The sequence below is a fragment of the Novosphingobium sp. 550D genome (genome assembly GCF_057401885.1).
Genome location: NZ_CM171613.1, coordinates 594,148 through 614,461, shown reverse-complemented (window position 1 = coordinate 614,461; position 20,314 = coordinate 594,148). Strand labels below are relative to the sequence as shown.

Sequence of the window (20,314 nt, the reverse complement as noted above, 5' to 3'; positions counted from 1 at the left end):
CTGTTTTACGCCCGTATCGCCGCGGTACAGTTGGGCCATCGCGGCATGCACTCCGTTCGTCGAAAGTGCTGCGCACCTCGTCGCGAGTGCATTGTCTACTTCTTGAATTGAGTTACTATTCCGAGGTCGCTCTGAAGCAGGCGGGGCGATGGATCGCAATGCTCGATGGGCGAAATCTTGTATCAGGCGCATGGGTGCGAGGTTTCGCCTGTCTGGTTGTATGGATTACTGCAAATACACCTAAGCGGTATATTAGCCGTTTATACTGTCTCACAATGAGGCGTATTTTTACAAAAATCGCACAAAACTGGGCTTTGTAGCAAGTGACAGGCGCGGCAATCGCGGTTACGTTCTTTTCCGATGGTGTCGGAAGCCTCAGTCCTTTTTGTCTGTTTGGGCAATATTTGCCGCTCGCCTTTGGCCGAGGGGGCATTTCGTGCGGCCGCCAGTCGTATGGGCATAGACGTCTATGTCGATTCGGCCGGAACGGGCGGTTGGCACATTGGCGAAGCGCCCGACCCGCGCGCCCGTGCCGAGGCGGCAAAGCATGGCGTGGATATCACCGGCCTGCGCGCGCGACAGGTTGAACGTGCGGATTTTCACCGCTTTCACCATATTATCGCGCTGGACGAGGCCAATCTGGCCGATCTTCAACGTATCGCGCCCGACAATGCGCCCGCCCGCCTTTCCCTGCTTTTGGACCACGTTCCGGGGCGCAAGGGACAGTCGGTGGCCGACCCCTATTACGGCGGGCCGGAAGATTTCGCGATCGCATGGGATGAAATCGCGACGGCGGCTCAGGCATTGGTCGAACACTTGCGCTGTGGAGCCTGAATAATTTTCGCCGATTTTTAATGCCTTCGCGCCGGTCTATGGCATAAGTCATGGCAATTCGGCTCTTGGCAAAGAGGCATCATGCGCGACGATGATCTGATTGGTTTCACCCGCAAGGCTTTGGCTCTGTTGTTCATCGTGGCATTGGCCGCGTTGGTGGTGGAACTGTCCTATCTGCTGATTCTGGTCTTTGCATCGGTGGTGGTGGCGGTGGTCTTGCGTTCGCTGGCAGGGCATTTTCTGCGGCTGGGGCTGGGCAATGGCGCGGCCGTGGGGCTGGCGGTTCTGTCCTTGCTGGCGATTTTTGCCGGGCTGGGCGCGATGTTCGGCGGGCTGGTTTCGGATCAGTTTGTGGAACTGGGCCGACAATTGCCCGGTGCGGTGGATGCGGCGCAGACCTATCTGGACCGGTGGCATATCGACTATAACCTGTCGGAAATGGCCAAGGTTGCCAAAGAGCAATTTTCCTCAATATTTCAGCGGGCCAGCGGCTTTGTGATCTCGATCGGCGGGGTGGTGGCCGATGTTGCGGTGGTGTTTGTGGGGGGCATTTTCTTTGCCGTCGATCCGGCCTTTTACCGCGCCGGGATGCTGCGTCTATTGCCGCGTTCGGTGGAACGATTGATGGCCGACGCGCTGGATGATTGCGGGCGCGGACTGCAATTGTGGCTTAAAGGGCAAATGGTATCGAGCCTGTTCATCGCCGCGCTGACACTGGCGGGCCTGCTGCTGTTGGGCGTTCCTTCGGCCTATGCTTTGGCGATTTTGGCGGGGGCGTTTGATTTCATTCCCTATCTCGGCCCGGTTCTGGCCGCGATTCCCGGCGTTCTGGTCGGATTTTCGGCCAGCCCGACGACCGGCCTGTGGACCATCGGCCTGTTCGTGCTTGTTCAACAAATTCAGGGTCATGTCGTGCAACCCATGGTCCAGAAAAGCTCGGTCGATCTGCCCCCGGTGGTGTTGTTGTTCACGGTGATCGCGACGGGCACGGTGTTTGGCCCTCCCGGTGTGCTGCTGGCCGCGCCGTTGACGATTGTCGGCTATATTCTGGTTCAGCATCTTTACATCGGAGCGATGTTGGGGCGCACGCCCAAGCGTCCCGCCGGGCCTAAAACGGACATCTGAACCTGCCATCATGTTGCCGGTTAGCAACGCCTTAACAGGGATATTTCGGTGTGCCTGAAATTCAAAGTTGAAAGCCGGTTCACCTTTCAATATTGTTCACTTCAGACGCTGGCGCAAAAGACCGCCGCGCAAGGAGAGGACCATGGCATTGAACGCCCGCAACAGCATCCGTCCGCCCGTAGCCATTCCGTTCGCCGCAACCCTTTTGGCCAGCGTGGCCATCGGCGCGCTGCCAACCCCGGTTCTGGCGCAAGCCGCCCCGGCGGCCAGCAATGGCGACATCATCGTCACCGCCCGCCGCCGCAACGAATCATTGAACAACGTCCCCATCACCATGACCGCGCTGAGCGGGGATCAACTGGCCGCCAAGGGTTTTGCCGACATCACATCGCTGGCCGATGAAGTGCCCAATGTGACGCTGGAGCCTTCGCGTGGGACCAATTCGACCCTTTCGGCCTTTATCCGCGGGGTGGGTCAGCAAGACCCCGTTTCCGGCTTTGAACAGGGCGTCGGCATCTATCTGGACGATGTCTATCTCAACCGTCCGCAGGCCGCCGTGCTGGACATTTACGATGTCGAACGCGTCGAAGTGCTGCGCGGACCGCAGGGCACGCTTTATGGCCGTAACACGATCGGCGGCGCGATCAAATATGTGACCAAGAAGATCGGCGATTCCTTTCACTTCGGCCTGCGCGGCACCTATGGCAGCTATAATCAGGGTGATGGCGTGGTCACGGTCAGCAGCCCGATCACCAAGGATGGGTTGATCCGGGCCAGCGGCACCTTTGCCCGCCTGACGCGCGGCGGGTTCGGCACTAATCTGACCACCGGGCGCTCGAATTATAACAAGGACATTTATGCCGGACGCGGCACGATCGAGGTGCATGGGGAGAAGATCTTTGCCCGCCTGACCGGCGATTACACCCATGACCTGTCAAACCCGCGCGGCGGCCATCGCGAAATTCCGGGGCAATTCAGCGGCGCGCCGGTGCTGGCCAATGTGTTCGACACGCAGGCGGGCCTCAACAGCCCCAAGCAGGATGTGAAGGCCTGGGGCTGGTCGCTGTTCCTTGAGGCCAAGCCGACCGAGGCGCTGACGCTGCGCTCGATCACCGCCTTCCGCAAGGACGATTCGGCCTCGCCCATCGACTTTGACGCCACCGCGTCGCAAGACGTCGATGTGCCCGCCTATTACCGCAACAAGCAATGGAGCCAGGAGCTTCAGGTGCTTTACAGCAAGGGCCGGTTCAACGGCATGGCGGGGTTCTATTACCTCTATGCAACGGCTCTGACCCAGTTTGACGTGCGCCTGTTCACCACGCTGCCCGGCTTTACCGCCTATACGGACGCCAATATCCGCACCGACACGATGGCCGGTTTCGTCAACATGTCCTATGACATCACCGATCAACTGAGCATCGAGGCGGGCGGGCGCTATACTTGGGACAAGCGCTATGCCCAGATCCTGCGTCAGAGCTATCTGGGCGGCGGTTCGCCCACCTTTGGCGGCGCGGGGACGGCCTTTGGCGCACCCAGCACCAATTTCCTTGGCAGCGCGAGCTATACCAAGTTCACCCCGCGCGTTTCTTTGAATTGGAAGCCGGACACCAACAACACGATCTATGCCAGCTATAGTCAGGGCTTTAAAGGCGGCGGGTTTGACCCGCGCGGCGTGGGTGTGAATGCGCCTGCGGGCGTGTCGCAGGGGCAGTTCCTCAGTTTCCGTCCGGAAAAGGTTGACAGCTATGAAATCGGCCTGAAGACGCGCCTGTTCGACCGGAAACTGGCGCTCAATCTGGCGGCGTTCCGAATGGATTATACCGATGTGCAGATCCCCGGCTCGGTGGCCTGTACTGTGTCGGGCCTGCCCAGTTTCTGCGGCGTGGTGTCGAACGCCGGCAAGGCGCGGATGCAGGGCGTCGAGGCGGAAGCCAAGCTCAAGCTGGGCGCTCTCTCGCTGAACGGCTCTCTGGGTTATATTGATGCGAAATATCTGAAATATATCACCCTGATCGCAGGTCAGCCGACCGATGTGGCCGCCAATCGCAAGGTGCAGAACACGCCCGCATGGACCGGCAATGCCTCGGCCACCTATGCGATTCCCGTGCCGTCGGGTTCCTTGGATCTGTCGGGCGGCGTTTCGTGGAAAAGCACGACCTATCAATTCGAAGTGCCCAACCCCTATCTCGACCAGCCCGCCTATGCGCTGCTCGACGCCAGCCTTGTTTATCGCGCGCCCGGTGGGCGCTGGTCTTTGGGCATTTACGGCAAGAACCTGGCCGACAAGCGGTACAAGACTTCTGGCTATACCTATGTGGCGGGCAATGCCACCACGGGCGCGCTGACCTATACCGGGGCGGGCAATCTGATCCCCACGCTGGGCAAAGAAGGCGTGCTGACCACCTATTGGGGTAATCCGCGTCAGGTGTTTGCGACGGCGACGGTGAATTTTTAAGATAGGGGTGCCTCCGGCGGGCCAAGGGCGAAAGCCCTTGGCAATCCCGTTAATGGGGTGGCGCCAGATTTGCGAAGGGGTGAGATGGCCGTTAATTGAAAGCCTGCGGCGCTTTTAACAGGCGCCGCAGGCTTTCATTGTTCAACGCCGCGTCGGACACAAAACGCCGAACCCCATGCGCCACGCAGACAGTAACGGGAGCGCGAGGGTTATGACCCTCGCATCCTATTCAACTTCGTCAAAAAACTGCGCCATTGCCTCCCGGGCATCCGGCTCGTCCATCATCGGCGCGTGGCCCACCCCCTGCACCGGGGCCAGAACGGCGCGGGGTTTACCCGCCACCATCGCCTGCGCCACATCTTCGTTCAGCAGATCGGTCACCGTCCCGCGCAGCACCAGCACGGGGCGTTTCGCGGCGAAATCATGCCATTTGCCCCAAGGATCGGGGTCGGCCACAATGCGGGCAAGGGCACGGGCAATGCCGGGATCGTAATCGGCGATGATCCGGCCATCATCCTCGCGGAACAGGCGGCGCGCCATGGCCATCCAGTCGGCGGGGCCGTAATGGGCAAACACATCCGCGTTCATGGCCGCGCAGGCGTCCGCTGCGGCCTGCCAGTCGGGCAGGGGTTTGCCTTGACCGACATAGCCCGCGATCCGGCCAAGGCCGACCATGGAGAGCTGTGGTCCGATATCATTGATCACCGCGCCCGCCACCAGTTCGGGGTGGCGCGTGGCCAATTCCACCGTGATCAGCCCGCCCATTGACGTGCCGACAAACACCGCCTGCCCTATGCCCAATTGCGCCAGCAGGGCGGTGATATCATCAACATAGGTGGCAATATCATAATTTTCCGCCGGATCGCGGTCCGACATGCCACGCCCGCGCATATCCAGCGCCAGCACGCGCCTGTGCCGCGCCGCGATCCATGGCGAGACATTTTCGAAATCGCGCGAATTGCGGGTCAGGCCGTGCAGGCATACCACCGGCAGCCGGGCCGCGCCCGCGCTGGCGGCATAATCGCGGCCGAACAGGTTCAGGCCATCGGCGCTGCGCCAATGACGGGGCAGACCTTCGATCATGGCTTTTCCTCCTGTGGGGCCAGGCCGCTGGTTATGAAACGTCCTGCTTCGCGCACGATGTCGGCGGGGGCTTCATCGCCCCACACGCCGTAACGCAGGCCAAGGAACACGTTGATGCCCATCAGCGCCCATGCGCGAACTTCGCAATCGCCCTGGCTGATTTCACCGCGTTCCATCGCCGATTGCAGGCGGGTGGCGATGCGGGTGGCCGATTTGGTGTAATGTTCGCGATAGGCGGCCGGATCGACGAATTCGGATTCATCGATGATGCGATAGATCTCTTTATGCTGTCGCACGAATTCCAGATAGGCCAGCTGGCCCGCCTGTTCGGCGGCGATCTGGTCCGGGGCAGCGGCGATGCGGGGGGCGACGAAATCCTTTACCTGACCCGACAGATCGCGGACAAGTGCCTGAAAAATCGCTTCCTTACTGTCGAAATAGACGTAAAAGCTGCCTGTCGCGACGCCGGCACGCGCGGTGATCTGGCTGATGGCGGCATCGTGAAAGCCTTTTTCGCCAAACTCTTCGGCCGCCGCGTTCAGCAGCGCGCGAAGGGTGCGGCGGCCTCGCTCGGTTTTGGGCACCTTGCTGGAGGCCGGTTTTGCCGCGGGCGCGGGGGCATTTTTCGTTTCAGACATCGCTCAAGCCGCTTTCTAATTTGAAGCGTGATTCATTTTTCACTATTATGCCCAAGCAGGCCCAAAGCGCAAGGTTTACCCGGCAAGGTTTACCATTCAGGCGCAAGGCCCCTTGGGAGAGAAGCATGTCCGAGCCCGCAACCCGGCGAAAGCCAGCCTTTGTGCTGGCGATGCTGCTGGTGGTTTATACGTTCAATTTCATCGACCGGCAGATTCTTGGCATTTTGGCCGGGCCGATCAAGGCCGATCTGCATCTGACCGACACCGAATTGGGCGCGCTGGGCGGCTTTGCCTTTGCGCTGCTTTATTCGACGATGGGCCTGCCGCTGGCATGGCTGGCCGATCGGCGGGGGCGGACGCGGGTGATCGCGGCCTCTCTGGCGGTGTGGAGCGCGTTTACCGCATTGTGCGGGGCGGTGTCGGGCTTTTGGGCAATGTTTGTCTGTCGTCTGGGTGTGGGCGTGGGCGAGGCGGGCGGGGTGGCGCCATCCTATGCGCTGATTTCCGATACGTTCCCGGCGCATCAAAGGGCGCGGGCGCTGGCGGTCTATTCGCTGGGCATTCCGCTGGGATCGGCGGCGGGGATATTGCTGGGCGGCTATGTGGCGGCGGCGGTCAATTGGCGGGCGGCCTTTATCGGCGTTGGGCTGGCGGGGCTGGTGTTTACGCCTTTGTTCGGGCTGCTGGTCCGTGATCCGCCCAAGGCGCCGGGGGCCAAAGCCCCGGCGATGCGCGAGGTGCTCTCGATTCTGGCGGTCAAGCGCAGCTTCTGGCTGCTGGCCTTTGGCGCGGGGTCATGTTCGATGATGGGCTATGGGCTGGCCTTCTGGCTACCCTCGTTGATGCGGCGGTCCTTTGGGTTGGGGCTGGTGGAAACATCGCAGTTTTTTGGCCTGCTGCTGTTGATCGGCGGGACGGTTGGGGTGATGGCGGGCGGGGTCTTTGCCGACTGGCTGGGGGGTAAGAGCAGGGCGGCCTATGCGTGGTTGCCCGCGGTGTCCTTTCTGCTGGGCGTGCCGCTGTTTGCCGCGGGGCTCTATTCCGGCTCGGCGCAGATCACCTTCTGGCTTTTCCTCGTGCCGCAGGCGCTGGTTTATCTCTGGCTCGGCCCGGTGCTGACGGCGGTGCAGCATCTTGTGCCCGCCCCCATGCGCGCGACCGCTTCGGCCAGTTTCCTGCTGATCAACAACCTCATCGGCGTGGGGTTGGGGTCGATGACGATTGGGAAGCTGTCGGATATGCTCACGCCTGCCTATGGGGACGATGCGTTGCGGCATGCGATCCTGATCGGGTTGGGGTTCTATCTGCTGGCCGCTGCTTTGATGATGGCGGGGGGGCGGTTTTTGGCGCGGGAATGGGTGGAGTAAGGGGGGATTTAATGGTGCCTCCGGCGGGCAAAGGGTCTCGACCCTTTGCAATCCCATGACTGTCGATGGTGCGCTATGGGTTCGGCCTTGCGCAAACTTGCCGCGCCGCAGGCTATAAAGCCGCTTCGCGGATAGGGTAATCTGGCGGGCTTTGCGCGACCCCATAAAGGGATTGCAAAGGGCTCCCGCCCTTTGCCCGCCGGAGGCAAACCTTATTCCTCCGACAATTGACAAAACACCCCGACACGCCTAATGCCCGCCGGTTCCATCGCTTCGAGCAAGGGCGGCCCAGCGCGGGGGTCATCCACGAAAGGAGGCGGTGGTGTTGCATCTGACGCCAGAGGCTGCGGGCCTTCATTCCGGAACAGGGGTGATTCGCCAGCGGCCTTTTGTGCGTTTAACGGTGCCGCCATTTACCCCGCGCATGGCATTATTTTTCGGCTTCGTGCCTCTTTTTTCCGCGAAAAAGAGACATTCGGCCATCAACGAAAGAGGCAAAGTCTAGCCCTATGGCAACCCAGCCCATCTCCCGCGCTTCGGCCAAGCGCCGGATCCGCAAGATCTTCGGTGATATTCACGAAGTGACGCAGATGCCGAACCTGATTCAGGTTCAGCGCGAATCGTATGAACAGTTCCTGCGTTCCGACCCTTCGGTCGGTTACGTCTCGGGTCTGGAAAAGACGCTGCGTTCGGTGTTCCCGATCCGCGACTTTGCCGGCACCAGCGAACTGGACTTTGTCCATTACGAATTAGAAGAGCCCAAGTACGACATCACCGAATGCCGTCAGCGCGGGATCACCTATGCCGCTCCGATGAAGGTGACGCTGCGCCTGATCGTGTTTGAAGTCGACGCCGAGACTGAAACCCGGTCGGTGCTCGATATCAAGGAGCAGGACGTGTACATGGGCGACATGCCGCTCATGACCGAAAACGGCACTTTCGTCATTAACGGCACCGAACGCGTGATCGTGTCGCAGATGCACCGTTCGCCGGGCGTTCTGTTCGACCATGACCGTGGCAAGACGCACTCTTCGGGCAAGTTCCTGTTCGCCGCCCGCGTGATCCCGTATCGCGGTTCGTGGCTGGACTTTGAATTTGACGCCAAGGACATCGTCAACGTCCGTATCGACCGCAAGCGCAAGCTGCCTGTGACGGCGCTGCTGCATGCTCTGGGTCTGAACGACGAAGAGATCCTGCATCACTTCTATCAGACGATCGTGTGGAACCGTGCCACCGGCGGCTGGAAGATTCCCTATGTTGCCGAAGCATGGCGCGGCGCCAAGCCCGCTTTCGACATCGTCGATGCGGCCAGCGGTGAGGTGGTTTTCGCCGCCGGCACCAAGATCAGCCCGCGCGCTGCCAACAAGGCGGAAAAGGATGGCCTCAAGGATCTGTTGATCCCGACCGAGGAAATCTTTGGCCGTTACAGCGCCAATGACGTCATCAACGAATCGACCGGCCGCATTTATATTGAGGCTGGCGAGGAAGTGACGGCGGAAAATCTGGCCGCGCTGGACGCCGCCGGAATCGACGCTTTCGAACTGCTCGACATCGACCACGTCAGCACCGGTCCGTGGATCCGCAACACGTTGAAGGCTGACAAGGCCGAAGACCGCGACCACGCTCTGGCCGACATCTATCGCGTGATGCGCCCCGGCGAACCGCCGACGCGCGAAACCGCCGAAGCGCTGTTTGCTGGCCTGTTCTTTGATGCCGATCGCTATGACCTGTCGGCCGTGGGCCGTGTCAAGCTGAACATGCGTTTGGGCCTGAACGTCGAAGATACGGTCACCACGCTGGAAACCAACGACATTCTTGCCGTGGTGAAGGAACTGGTGAACCTGAAGGACGGCAAGGGCGAAGTCGATGACATCGACAACCTTGGCAACCGTCGCGTGCGTTCGGTGGGCGAATTGCTGGAAAACCAGTATCGCGTCGGCCTGCTGCGCATGGAACGTGCCGTCAAGGAACGTATGTCGTCGGTCGACGTGTCGACGGTGATGCCGAATGACCTCATCAACGCCAAGCCCGCCGTGGCTGCGGTGCGTGAATTCTTCGGCTCTTCGCAGCTGTCGCAGTTCATGGACCAGACCAATCCGCTCTCGGAAGTCACCCACAAGCGCCGCGTTTCGGCGCTCGGGCCGGGCGGTCTGACGCGTGAGCGCGCAGGCTTCGAAGTCCGCGACGTTCACCCCACGCACTATGGCCGTATCTGCCCGATTGAAACGCCGGAAGGCCCGAACATCGGTCTGATCAACTCGCTCTCGACCTTTGCGCGTGTGAACAAGTACGGTTTCATCGAAACCCCGTACCGCAAGGTCATCGACGGCAAGGTCACGGGCGACGTTGTCTATCTCTCGGCGATGGAAGAGCAGAAGCACACGGTGGCGCAGGCTTCGGCCGAAACCAACGCGGATGGCTCGTTCGTCGAAGAACTGGTCTCGGCGCGTCAGAACGGCGAATTCGTGATGGCGCCGCGCGAAACGATCACGCTGATGGACGTTTCGCCCAAGCAGCTCGTCTCGGTCGCCGCCTCGCTCATTCCGTTCCTGGAAAATGACGACGCCAACCGCGCTCTCATGGGCTCGAACATGCAACGTCAGGCTGTGCCGCTGGTGAAGGCCGATGCGCCTTTCGTCGGTACCGGCATGGAAGAAACCGTTGCGCGCGATTCGGGCGCGGCCATTGCCGCCGCACGTGCGGGTATCGTCGATCAGGTTGACGCCACCCGTATCGTGATCCGCGTGTCGGGCGACATCGAACCGGGCAAGTCGGGCGTGGACATCTACACGCTGCAAAAGTTCGAGCGCTCGAACCAGTCGACCTGCATCAACCAGCGTCCGCTGGTGAAGGTGGGCGACAGCGTCGAAAAGGGCGACATCATTGCCGATGGTCCCTCGACCGAGCTGGGCGAACTGGCGCTGGGCCGCAACGTGCTGGTCGCGTTCATGCCCTGGAATGGCTACAATTACGAAGACTCCATCCTGATCAGCGAACGTATCGTGAAGGAAGACGTCTTTACCTCGATCCATATCGAGGAATTTGAAGTCATGGCCCGCGACACCAAGCTTGGGCCTGAAGACATCACCCGCGACATCCCGAATGTGGGCGAGGAATCGCTGCGCAATCTCGACGAAGCGGGCATTGTTTACATCGGTGCCGAAGTGCATCCGGGCGACATCCTTGTCGGCAAGATCACGCCCAAGGGCGAAAGCCCGATGACGCCGGAAGAAAAGCTGCTGCGCGCGATCTTTGGTGAAAAGGCCAGCGACGTGCGTGACACCTCGCTGCGTCTGCCGCCGGGCGTTGCCGGTACGATTGTCGACGTTCGCGTCTTCAACCGTCACGGTATCGAGATCGACGACCGTACCCGCGCGATCCAGAACGAGGAAATCGAACGCCTCGCCAAGGACCGTGAGGACGAGCGGGCGATTCTGAACCGTGCCACCTTCAACCGTCTCAAGGACATGCTGCTCGGCCAGGTGGCCGCAGCCGCGCCCAAGGGGCTGAAGAAGGGCATCGAGATTACCGAAGAAGTGCTGGCCGAGGTCGAGCGCTACGAATGGTGGAAGTTTGCCGTTGCCGATGATGCGCGCCAGCAGCAGCTGGAAGCGACCAAGGCGCAGTATGACACGGCCATCAAGGCGATCGTCGAGAAGTTCGAAGATCGTAAGGAAAAGCTGGAACGCGGCGACGAGCTGGCTCCGGGCGTCCTCAAGATGGTCAAGGTCTTTGTGGCCGTGAAGCGCAAGCTTCAGCCGGGCGACAAGATGGCCGGCCGTCACGGCAACAAGGGTATCATCAGCCGCATTCTGCCGCAGGAAGATATGCCTTTCCTCGAAGACGGTACGCCGGTGGACTTCGTGCTGAACCCGCTGGGTGTGCCTTCGCGTATGAACGTGGGTCAGATCTTCGAAACCCATCTGGGCTGGGCCGCGCGCGGTCTGGGACGCAAGATCGGTGCTGCGTTGGATGAATGGCGCGAGGCCAATCCGAACCCGCAGGCGGGGCAGCCCCCTGAAGCGGTGCGTGAACTGCTCAAGGACATCTACGGCGACAATTACACCGCCGAGCTGGACGACCGCAGTGATCTGGAAATCGTCGAACTGGCCCAGAGCGTGCGCAATGGCGTGCCGATGGGGTCGCCGGTGTTCGACGGCGCCGTCGAGGCCGACGTGTCGGCCATGCTGCGCAAGGCGGGTCTGGACGAATCGGGTCAGGTGACCCTGTTCGACGGCCGCACGGGCGAAGCTTTCGACCGCAAGGTGACGGTGGGCATGAAGTATGTGCTCAAGCTGCACCACTTGGTCGACGACAAGATCCACGCACGTTCGATCGGGCCCTACTCGCTCGTCACTCAGCAGCCGCTGGGCGGTAAGGCGCAGTTCGGTGGTCAGCGCTTTGGTGAAATGGAAGTGTGGGCGCTGCAGGCCTATGGCGCAGCTTACACGCTTCAGGAAATGCTCACCGTCAAGTCGGACGACGTGGTGGGCCGCACCAAGGTGTATGAAGCCATCGTCAAGGGCGACGACACGTTCGAGGCGGGTATCCCTGAGAGCTTCAACGTGCTCGTCAAGGAAATGCGTTCGCTGGGTCTGAATGTCGAGCTTTCGAGCCTGACGGACGACAGCGACGACGATCTGCCGGAGGCTGCGGAGTAAGGGGATGGGGCGGTCTTGACCGGCCGCCCGCCCTTCGCCCCAGAGATTTGACCCCTTAGAGGGACGACATATGAACGACCTGACCAAATTTACCAACCAGATGGCGAAGACCGAAACCTTCGACCAGATCCAGATCGGTCTGGCTTCGCCCGAGCGTATCCGCAGCTGGTCCTTCGGCGAAATCAAGAAGCCGGAAACGATCAACTATCGCACGTTCAAGCCGGAACGTGACGGCCTGTTCTGCGCGCGCATCTTCGGCCCCGTGAAGGACTATGAGTGCCTTTGCGGTAAGTATAAGCGCATGAAGTACAAGGGCGTCGTCTGCGAAAAGTGCGGCGTCGAAGTGACCGTGACCAAGGTGCGCCGCGAGCGCATGGGCCATATCGAACTGGCCGCGCCGGTCGCGCACATCTGGTTCCTCAAGTCGCTGCCCTCGCGCATCGGCCTGCTGCTCGACATGCAGTTGAAGCAGCTGGAACGCATCCTGTACTTTGAATCCTATGTGGTGATCGAGCCGGGCCTGACCCCGCTTGAAAAGTACCAGTTGCTGACCGAAGACGAGTTGCTCGACTATCAGGACGAGTATGGCGAAGACGCGTTCAGCGCCGGCATCGGCGCCGAGGCGGTCAAGCACATGCTGATGAGCCTGGACATGGTTCAGGAGAAGGAAGACCTTCTCAAGGAACTGGCCGAGACGAAGTCGGAACTGAAGCCCAAGAAGATCATCAAGCGCCTGAAGGTCGTGGAATCGTTCATCGATTCGGGCAACCGCCCCGAATGGATGATCCTCGACGTTGTGCCCGTGATCCCGCCAGATCTGCGCCCGCTGGTGCCGCTGGACGGTGGCCGCTTTGCGACCTCGGACCTGAACGACCTTTATCGTCGCGTCATCAACCGTAACAACCGTCTGAAGCGCCTCATTGAACTGCGCGCGCCCGACATCATCGTGCGCAACGAAAAGCGCATGTTGCAGGAAGCCGTTGACGCCCTGTTCGACAACGGTCGCCGTGGCCGCGTCATTACCGGTGCCAACAAGCGTCCGCTCAAGTCGCTGTCCGACATGCTCAAGGGCAAGCAGGGCCGCTTCCGTCAGAACCTGCTGGGCAAGCGCGTCGACTATTCGGGCCGTTCGGTCATCGTGACCGGGCCGGAATTGAAGCTGCATCAGTGCGGCCTGCCCAAGAAGATGGCGCTCGAACTGTTCAAGCCGTTCATCTATGCGCGTCTGGATGCCAAGGGTCTGTCGATGACCCTGAAGCAGGCCAAGAAGTGGGTGGAAAAGGAACGCAAGGAAGTCTGGGACATCCTGGACGAAGTGATCCGCGAACACCCCGTCATGCTCAACCGTGCGCCCACGCTGCACCGTCTGGGCATTCAGGCGTTCGAACCCGTTCTGATCGAGGGTAAGGCGATCCAGCTTCACCCGCTGGTCTGCTCGGCCTTCAACGCCGACTTTGACGGTGACCAGATGGCCGTCCACGTGCCGCTGAGCCTTGAGGCCCAGTTGGAAGCGCGCGTGCTGATGATGTCGACCAACAACATCCTCAGCCCCGCGAACGGCAAGCCGATCATCGTTCCTTCGCAGGACATGGTTCTGGGTATCTATTACCTGTCGATGGACCGCGCGGGCGAACCGGGCGAAGGCATGATGTTTGCCGACATGGCCGAAGTGCATCAGGCGCTTGAAATCAAGGCCGTCACGCTGCACTCGAAGGTCATCGCGCGCGTTCCGCAGACCGACGAAAACGGCAAGACGTACCTCAAGCGTTTTGAAACGACGCCGGGTCGTATGCTGATCGGCGAATGCCTGCCGCACAGCCACAAGGTGCCCTTCGACGTCGTCAACCGCCTTCTGACCAAGAAGGACGTGGGCGACGTGATCGACGAGGTCTATCGTCACACCGGTCAGAAGGACACGGTGCTGTTTGCCGACGCGATCATGAGCCTTGGCTTCCGCCATGCGTTCAAGGCCGGCATTTCCTTCGGCAAGAATGACATGATCATTCCTGACAGCAAGGAAGCACTGGTTGCTGAAACCAAGGAACTGGTGGCCGATTACGAGCAGCAGTATCAGGACGGTCTGATCACGCAGCAGGAAAAGTACAACAAGGTCATCGACGCCTGGAGCCGTTGCGGCGATCAGGTGGCCGCGGCCATGATGGAAGAGCTGAAGTCCAGCCCGATCGATCCGGAGACCGGCCGTCAAAAGCCGATCAACGCGATCTATATGATGAGCCACTCGGGCGCCCGTGGTTCGCCAACCCAGATGAAGCAGCTTGCCGGTATGCGCGGCCTTATGGCCAAGCCGTCGGGCGAAATCATCGAAACGCCGATCATCTCGAACTTCAAGGAAGGTCTGACCGTTCTTGAATACTTCAACTCGACCCACGGCGCTCGTAAGGGCCTGGCGGATACCGCGTTGAAGACGGCAAACTCGGGTTACCTGACCCGTCGTCTGGTGGACGTTTCGCAGGACTGCGTCGTCATCATCAACGATTGCGGCACCGAACGCGCTCTGGAAATGCGCGCGATCGTTCAGGGCGGCAGCACCATCGCCTCGCTGGGCGAACGTATTCTGGGCCGTACTTTGGCCGAGGATATTCTGGCCAAGGACGGTTCGGTGATCGTTGGCAAGGGCACCTTGCTGGACGAACCGGCTGTGGCGCTGATCGAATCGCACGGCATCCAGTCGGCGCGCATCCGTTCGCCGCTGGTCTGCGAAGCGACGCAGGGCGTTTGCGGCACGTGCTATGGTCGCGACCTTGCACGCGGTACGCCGGTCAACATCGGTGAAGCGGTCGGCGTTATCGCCGCCCAGTCGATCGGTGAACCCGGCACGCAGCTGACCATGCGTACGTTCCACATCGGTGGCGCGGCGCAGGTGAACGAACAGTCGAACCTTGAAGCGCTGTGCGACGGTCACGTCGAATATCGCGACATTCCGACGATCGTTGACAAGCGTGGCCGTCTGCTCTCGCTGGCTCGTAATGGTGAAATCGCGTTGATCGATACCGATGGTCGCGAACGCGCCATGCACCGCGTGCCTTATGGTACGCATCTGCTCCACAAGAGCGGTGCGACGGTGAAGCAGGGCGAACGTCTGGCCGAATGGGATCCGTTCACCACGCCGATCATCACCGAAAAGTCGGGTATCGTGAAGTACCAGGATCTTATCGACGGTCGCACGCTGACGGAACAGGTCGACGAAGCAACGGGTATGACCCAGCGCATCATCACCGAAAACCGTTCCACCAGCCGCGGCAAGAAGGAAGACCTGCGTCCTCGCCTTACCCTGCTGGACGAAGGTTCGGGTGAAGCGGCGCGCTATATGCTGGCGCCGGGCACGACGCTGTCGGTCGAAGACGGTCAGATGGTGGAATCGGGCGACGTTATCGCTCGTGCAAGCCGCGAAGCCGCCAAGACCCGCGACATCACCGGTGGTCTGCCGCGCGTTGCCGAACTGTTCGAAGCGCGCATTCCCAAGGACAATGCGGTGATCGCCAAGATCGCTGGCCGCATTGAATTTGTCCGCGATTACAAGGCGAAGCGTAAGATCGCCATTGTGCCGCAGGAAGGCGAACCCGTCGAATACTTGATCCCCAAGAGCAAGGTGATCGACGTTCAGGAAGGCGACTGGGTCAAGAAGGGCGACAACCTGATCTCGGGCTCGCCCAACCCGCATGACATTCTGGAAGTGATGGGGATCGAGGCTCTGGCCGAATATCTCGTCGCGGAAATTCAGGAAGTCTATCGCTTGCAGGGCGTGAAGATCAACGACAAGCACATCGAGGTGATCGTTCGCCAGATGCTGCAGAAGGTTGAAATCACGTTTGGTGGCGACACCACGCTGTTGCCGGGCGAGCAGGTCGATCTGGAAGAAATGCTGGAAACCAATGCCAAGCTGAGCGAAGGCCAGCGTCCGGCAGAGGGCAAGCCGGTGCTGCTGGGCATCACCAAGGCTTCGCTCCAGACGCGTTCGTTCATCTCGGCGGCTTCGTTCCAGGAAACCACCCGCGTGCTGACGCAGGCGGCGGTCGAAGGTAAGAAGGACAGCCTGATCGGTTTGAAGGAAAACGTCATCGTGGGTCGTCTCATCCCCGCAGGTACCGGCGCGGGCATGAACCGTATCCGCGTGGCCGCCTCCAGCCGCGACGCGGCGCTGCGCGCTTCCTACCGCAAGTTGCAGGAGCACCTGATCGCTCCGGCAACTGCGGCCGAAGAGCATGCGGCTGAACTGGCGCAGGGGCCTGAGGCTGCTGGTCTGGTCGATCCGCTGGCGCCGATCGAGGGCGAAACCCACGGTCTGGACGCCGATGCCGGTGATTACCTGAACGACGGCGCTGAATAAGCGATCCGCCTTTCAGGGCTGAAACAGAAGACCTCGCTGGAGCGATCCGGCGGGGTTTTTTGTTGGGTGGAGTAGGGGCGCTTTGCCTCCGGCGGGTTAAGGGCGGGGGCCCGTAACAATCCCGGTATGGGGTTGTGTGTTCTCGGCCACGGTGCGTTATTGGGTATGGATTTGAAAGCCTGCGGCGCCGCGAACTCGCAACAAAAGCGCCGCAGGCTTTAACATTCAAACAATGCAATCATGCGCAACGCGGCCTGCGCACCGCAAGGCCGACAGTAACGGGATTGTTAAGGGCCCCCGCCCTTAACCCGCCGGAGGCATCAAACAAAAGCCTCTTGCACCCTTTCCATTCGCGCAAAGCCCCCCTAAACCTGCCCCCATGCCTGATACGCTGAAAATCACCCTCGCCCAGTTGAACCAGTCCGTTGGCGATCTTGCCGGCAATGCCGCAGGGATGCTGGCCGCGCGTGATCGTGCGAAAGAGGCGGGGGCGGATTTGATTGCCTTCCCGGAATTACAACTGGTTGGCTATCCGCCAGAGGATCTGGTGTTGAAGCCCAGTCTGGTCGAGCGCGCGACGGCAGAGTTGCAAAAGATGGCCGAAACGACCGCGGCGGGCGGCCCGGCGATGCTGGTGGGCAGCGTGTTTGTGGCTGATGGCGCGCTGCATAATGGCGTAGCGCTGTTGGATCAGGGCAAGGTGTCCGCGATCCGGTTCAAGCATGAATTGCCCAATTACGGCACGTTCGATGAAATGCGCCTGTTCGCGCCGGGGCCTTTGCCGGAGCCGATCATCTTTCGGGGCACGATGATTGGCGTGCCGATCTGCGAAGACATCTGGCATCCCAATGTCTGCCGCCATCTGGCCGATTTCGGTGCCGAGATCTTCCTGTGCCCGAACGGCAGCCCCTATGAAATCGACAAGGACACGCTGCGCATTGACGGCGTGGCCAAGCGTCGTGCTTCGGCGGCGGGGGTGCCGCTGGCCTATCTGAACCGCGTGGGCGGACAGGACGAATTGGTGTTCGACGGGGCCAGTTTCGTGGTCAATGGCGATGGCAGCCTTGCGGTCCAGATGAAGGATTGGGAAGAACAGGAGGTTCTGACCCGCTGGACCAAGACCGCCAAGGGCTGGCGCTGTGATCGCGGCGAGATCGAGCCTCAGGCCGAGCATCCCGAGGACATTTATTGCGCGATGGTTCTGGCGCTGCGTGATTATGTGAACCGGAACAAGTTTCCCGGCGTGGTGCTGGGTCTTTCGGGTGGGATCGACAGCGCGCTTTGCGCCGCGATTGCCGTGGATGCGTTGGGCGCCGACCGCGTGTGGTGCGTGATGTTGCCCAGCCGTTATACCAGCACCGAGAGCCTGATCGACGCGACAGAATGCGCGCATATGCTGGGCGTGAAATACGATACGGTGCCGATTGTCCCGGCGGTCAAGGCGTTTGAAGAGATGCTCACGCCGCCCTTTGCCGGTCGCGGGCCGGACCTGACCGAGGAAAATATCCAGAGCCGCATCCGGGGCGTCACGCTGATGGCGCTGTCGAACAAATTCGGCCCGATGCTGGTCACCACCGGCAACAAGAGCGAGATGAGCGTGGGTTACGCCACGATTTATGGCGACATGAACGGCGGCTATAACCCGTTGAAGGACGCGTATAAAACCACCGTCTTTGCCCTGTCGAACTGGCGCAACTGGAACAAGCCGCGCATTGGTCTTGGCCCCGATGGTCCGGTTATGCCCGACAATATCATCAGCAAGCCGCCATCGGCCGAATTGCGCCCCGATCAGAAGGATTCGGACTCCCTGCCGCCCTATGACGTGCTGGACGCGGTCCTCCTGGGCCTTGTCGAGCATGAAAAGTCGGTTGAGCAACTGGTCAGCGAAGGCTTTGATCGCGCCACCGTCAGCCGGATCGAGCGATTGCTCCATCTGGCCGAATACAAGCGTCGTCAGGCGCCTCCGGGGGTCAAGCTGGGCTCGCGCAATTTCGGGCGGGATCGGCGATATCCGATTACGCAGGCGTTTCGGACGGCATGATTTTTAAGGGCTGTTTGCCTCCGGCGGGTTAAGGGCGGGGCCCCTTAACAATCCCGCTTATGGGGTTGCGCGGAGTTTGCGGCGGGGCGCGGATGGCTTTTAGAGCCTGCGGCGCGGCGAACTCATTGCTAAAAGCGCCGCAGGCTTTAACATTCAAACGTTGCAGCCACGCACAAGGCAGCCTTCAAAGCGCAACCCCGACAATATCGGGATTGCAAAGGGATAAATCCCTTTGCCCGCCGGAGGCATCTCTCTCTTTCCTCCCTCGCTCATCCCTCCTATATGCCCGGCATGACCACCGTAACCCGCTTCGCGCCCAGCCCTACGGGCATGCTCCACATTGGCAATATCCGCACCGCGCTGCACAACTGGATGCTGGCGCAACGTGTGGGGGGTAAATTCCTGCTGCGCATCGACGATACGGATGGAGCGCGCAGCCGTGAGGAATATGTTGAGGGCATCCGCGCCGATCTGGCCTGGCTGGGGCTGAATTACGAGGGCGAGGAGCGGCAGTCGGCCCGCTTTGCCCTGTATGAGCGTGAATTTGCGAAGCTGGTTGAGAGCGGGCGGGTTTACCGTTGTTATGAAACGGCGCAGGAACTGGATCTCAAGCGCAAGGTGCTGCTCAGCCGTGGCCTGCCGCCGATTTACGATCGCGGCGCGCTGGCCCTGACCGAGGCGGATCACGAGGCCAAGGCGGCGGCAGGTGAGGCGCCGCACTGGCGTTTCCTGCTGGATCGTGACGAGGCGATCACGTGGGAGGATGGTGTGCGCGGGCCTCAGAATTTCGACCCCGCCACCATGTCCGATCCTGTGATCCGCCGCGCCGATGGTTCGTGGCTCTATATGCTGCCCAGCGTCATTGACGATATCGACATGGGCGTCACGCAAATCCTGCGCGGCGAAGACCATGTGTCGAACACCGCGACGCAGGTGCAGATGTTCACCGCCCTTGGCGCGCCGGTCCCTGCCTTTGCGCATAGCGCGCTGTTGACCGGGACCGAGGGCAAGCTTTCCAAGCGCCTCGGCTCGCTGGGCGTGGCGGAATTGCGCGAACAGGGGATCGAGGCCGAGGCGATCATCAGCCTGCTGGCCCGGCTTGGCACCAGTGATCCGGTCGATGCTTCGCTCTCGGTCGAACAATTGTGCGAGGCTTTCGACCTTTCGCGGTTTGGCCGCGCGCCCGCCCGTTTTGACGAGGCCGAACTGGCCCGGCTCAACGCCCAGATCATCCACCGCATGCCCTATGCCAAGGTTGCCGACCGTCTGCCCGCCGGGATGGGCGAGGAAGCATGGGAAGCGATCCGCCCCAACCTGAACACCGTGGCCGAGGCGGGTGATTGGTGGGCCGTCATCAAGGGGCCGATCAACGCCCCGGCGCAGGATGATGAGTCCCGCGCGTTTCTGGCCCAAGCCGCCGACGTCGCCACCACGCTCGATTGGGGCAACGGGCCTTGGGCCGCGCTGACCGGCGCGCTCAAGGAAGCCACCGGGCGCAAGGGCAAGGCCCTGTTCCTGCCGCTGCGTCTGGCCATCACCGGCATGGAGCATGGGCCGGATATGGGCGCGCTCTTGCCTTTGATCGGCCGGGATGAGGTTGTGGCGCGGTTGAAGCGGTAAGGGTTTTGCCTCCGGCGGGCAAAGGGACTGGTCCCTTTGCAATCCCGTTATGGGGTGGCGCATGGTCTGCCAGCGGGGCGTTTGTTGAATGGGATGAAAGCCTGCGGCGCGGCGAAGTTACGCCACAAGCGCCGCAGGCTTT

11 protein-coding genes are annotated in these 20,314 nt (G+C 61.1%); 9 read left to right on the top strand and 2 right to left on the bottom strand.

The features are described from left to right. The first annotated feature begins 360 nt into the window (after positions 1-360). From AC2S2E_RS02910 to AC2S2E_RS02900, 3 genes are all read left to right on the top strand, one after another. Positions 361-834, top strand: a complete 474-nt coding sequence (locus AC2S2E_RS02910) for a low molecular weight protein-tyrosine-phosphatase (protein WP_486523623.1) — start codon at positions 361-363, stop codon at positions 832-834. Between the two features lie 81 nt (positions 835-915). Continuing rightward, positions 916-1,959, top strand: coding sequence for an AI-2E family transporter (locus tag AC2S2E_RS02905; protein WP_486523622.1), 1,044 nt, complete (start codon positions 916-918; stop codon positions 1,957-1,959). Positions 1,960-2,107: 148 nt separating this feature from the next. After that, entirely contained in the window at positions 2,108-4,414 is a 2,307-nt protein-coding gene (locus tag AC2S2E_RS02900; protein ID WP_486524530.1) for a TonB-dependent receptor, read from the top strand. Positions 4,415-4,639: 225 nt separating this feature from the next. Here the strand turns inward: AC2S2E_RS02900 and AC2S2E_RS02895 are convergent, their stop codons facing one another. After that, positions 4,640-5,497, bottom strand: coding sequence for an alpha/beta fold hydrolase (locus tag AC2S2E_RS02895; RefSeq protein ID WP_486523621.1), 858 nt, complete (start codon positions 5,495-5,497; stop codon positions 4,640-4,642). Next, positions 5,494-6,135, bottom strand: coding sequence for a TetR/AcrR family transcriptional regulator (locus AC2S2E_RS02890; protein ID WP_486523619.1), 642 nt, complete (start codon positions 6,133-6,135; stop codon positions 5,494-5,496). Before AC2S2E_RS02890 ends, AC2S2E_RS02895 begins: the two co-directional genes overlap by 4 nt. Before the next feature lie 125 nt (positions 6,136-6,260). On the opposite strand from AC2S2E_RS02890, the gene AC2S2E_RS02885 reads away from it, so the two are divergent. From AC2S2E_RS02885 to gltX, 6 genes are all read left to right on the top strand, one after another. After that, positions 6,261-7,502, top strand: coding sequence for a spinster family MFS transporter (locus AC2S2E_RS02885; RefSeq protein WP_476105997.1), 1,242 nt, complete (start codon positions 6,261-6,263; stop codon positions 7,500-7,502). A gap of 322 nt (positions 7,503-7,824) precedes the next feature. Next, positions 7,825-8,007 carry a hypothetical protein gene (locus AC2S2E_RS02880; protein ID WP_476105996.1) on the top strand — a complete coding sequence of 61 codons (183 nt, stop codon included), beginning with the start codon at positions 7,825-7,827 and terminating at the stop codon, positions 8,005-8,007. 4 nt (positions 8,008-8,011) lie between these two features. Beyond that, complete coding sequence (gene rpoB / locus AC2S2E_RS02875) at positions 8,012-12,163, top strand: DNA-directed RNA polymerase subunit beta (protein WP_476105995.1); 4,152 nt, start codon at positions 8,012-8,014, stop codon at positions 12,161-12,163. A 70-nt stretch (positions 12,164-12,233) separates the two neighbouring features. After that, positions 12,234-16,511, top strand: a complete 4,278-nt coding sequence (gene rpoC, locus AC2S2E_RS02870) for a DNA-directed RNA polymerase subunit beta' (RefSeq protein WP_486523617.1) — start codon at positions 12,234-12,236, stop codon at positions 16,509-16,511. Between the two features lie 379 nt (positions 16,512-16,890). Continuing rightward, on the top strand, positions 16,891-18,552 hold the full coding sequence (locus tag AC2S2E_RS02865; RefSeq protein WP_486523615.1) for an NAD+ synthase: 1,662 nt from the start codon (positions 16,891-16,893) through the stop codon (positions 18,550-18,552). Between the two features lie 291 nt (positions 18,553-18,843). Beyond that, a complete protein-coding gene (gltX, locus tag AC2S2E_RS02860) occupies positions 18,844-20,172 on the top strand; it encodes a glutamate--tRNA ligase (RefSeq protein WP_486523614.1) in 1,329 nt (442 codons plus the stop codon). Positions 20,173-20,314: the final 142 nt, after the last annotated feature.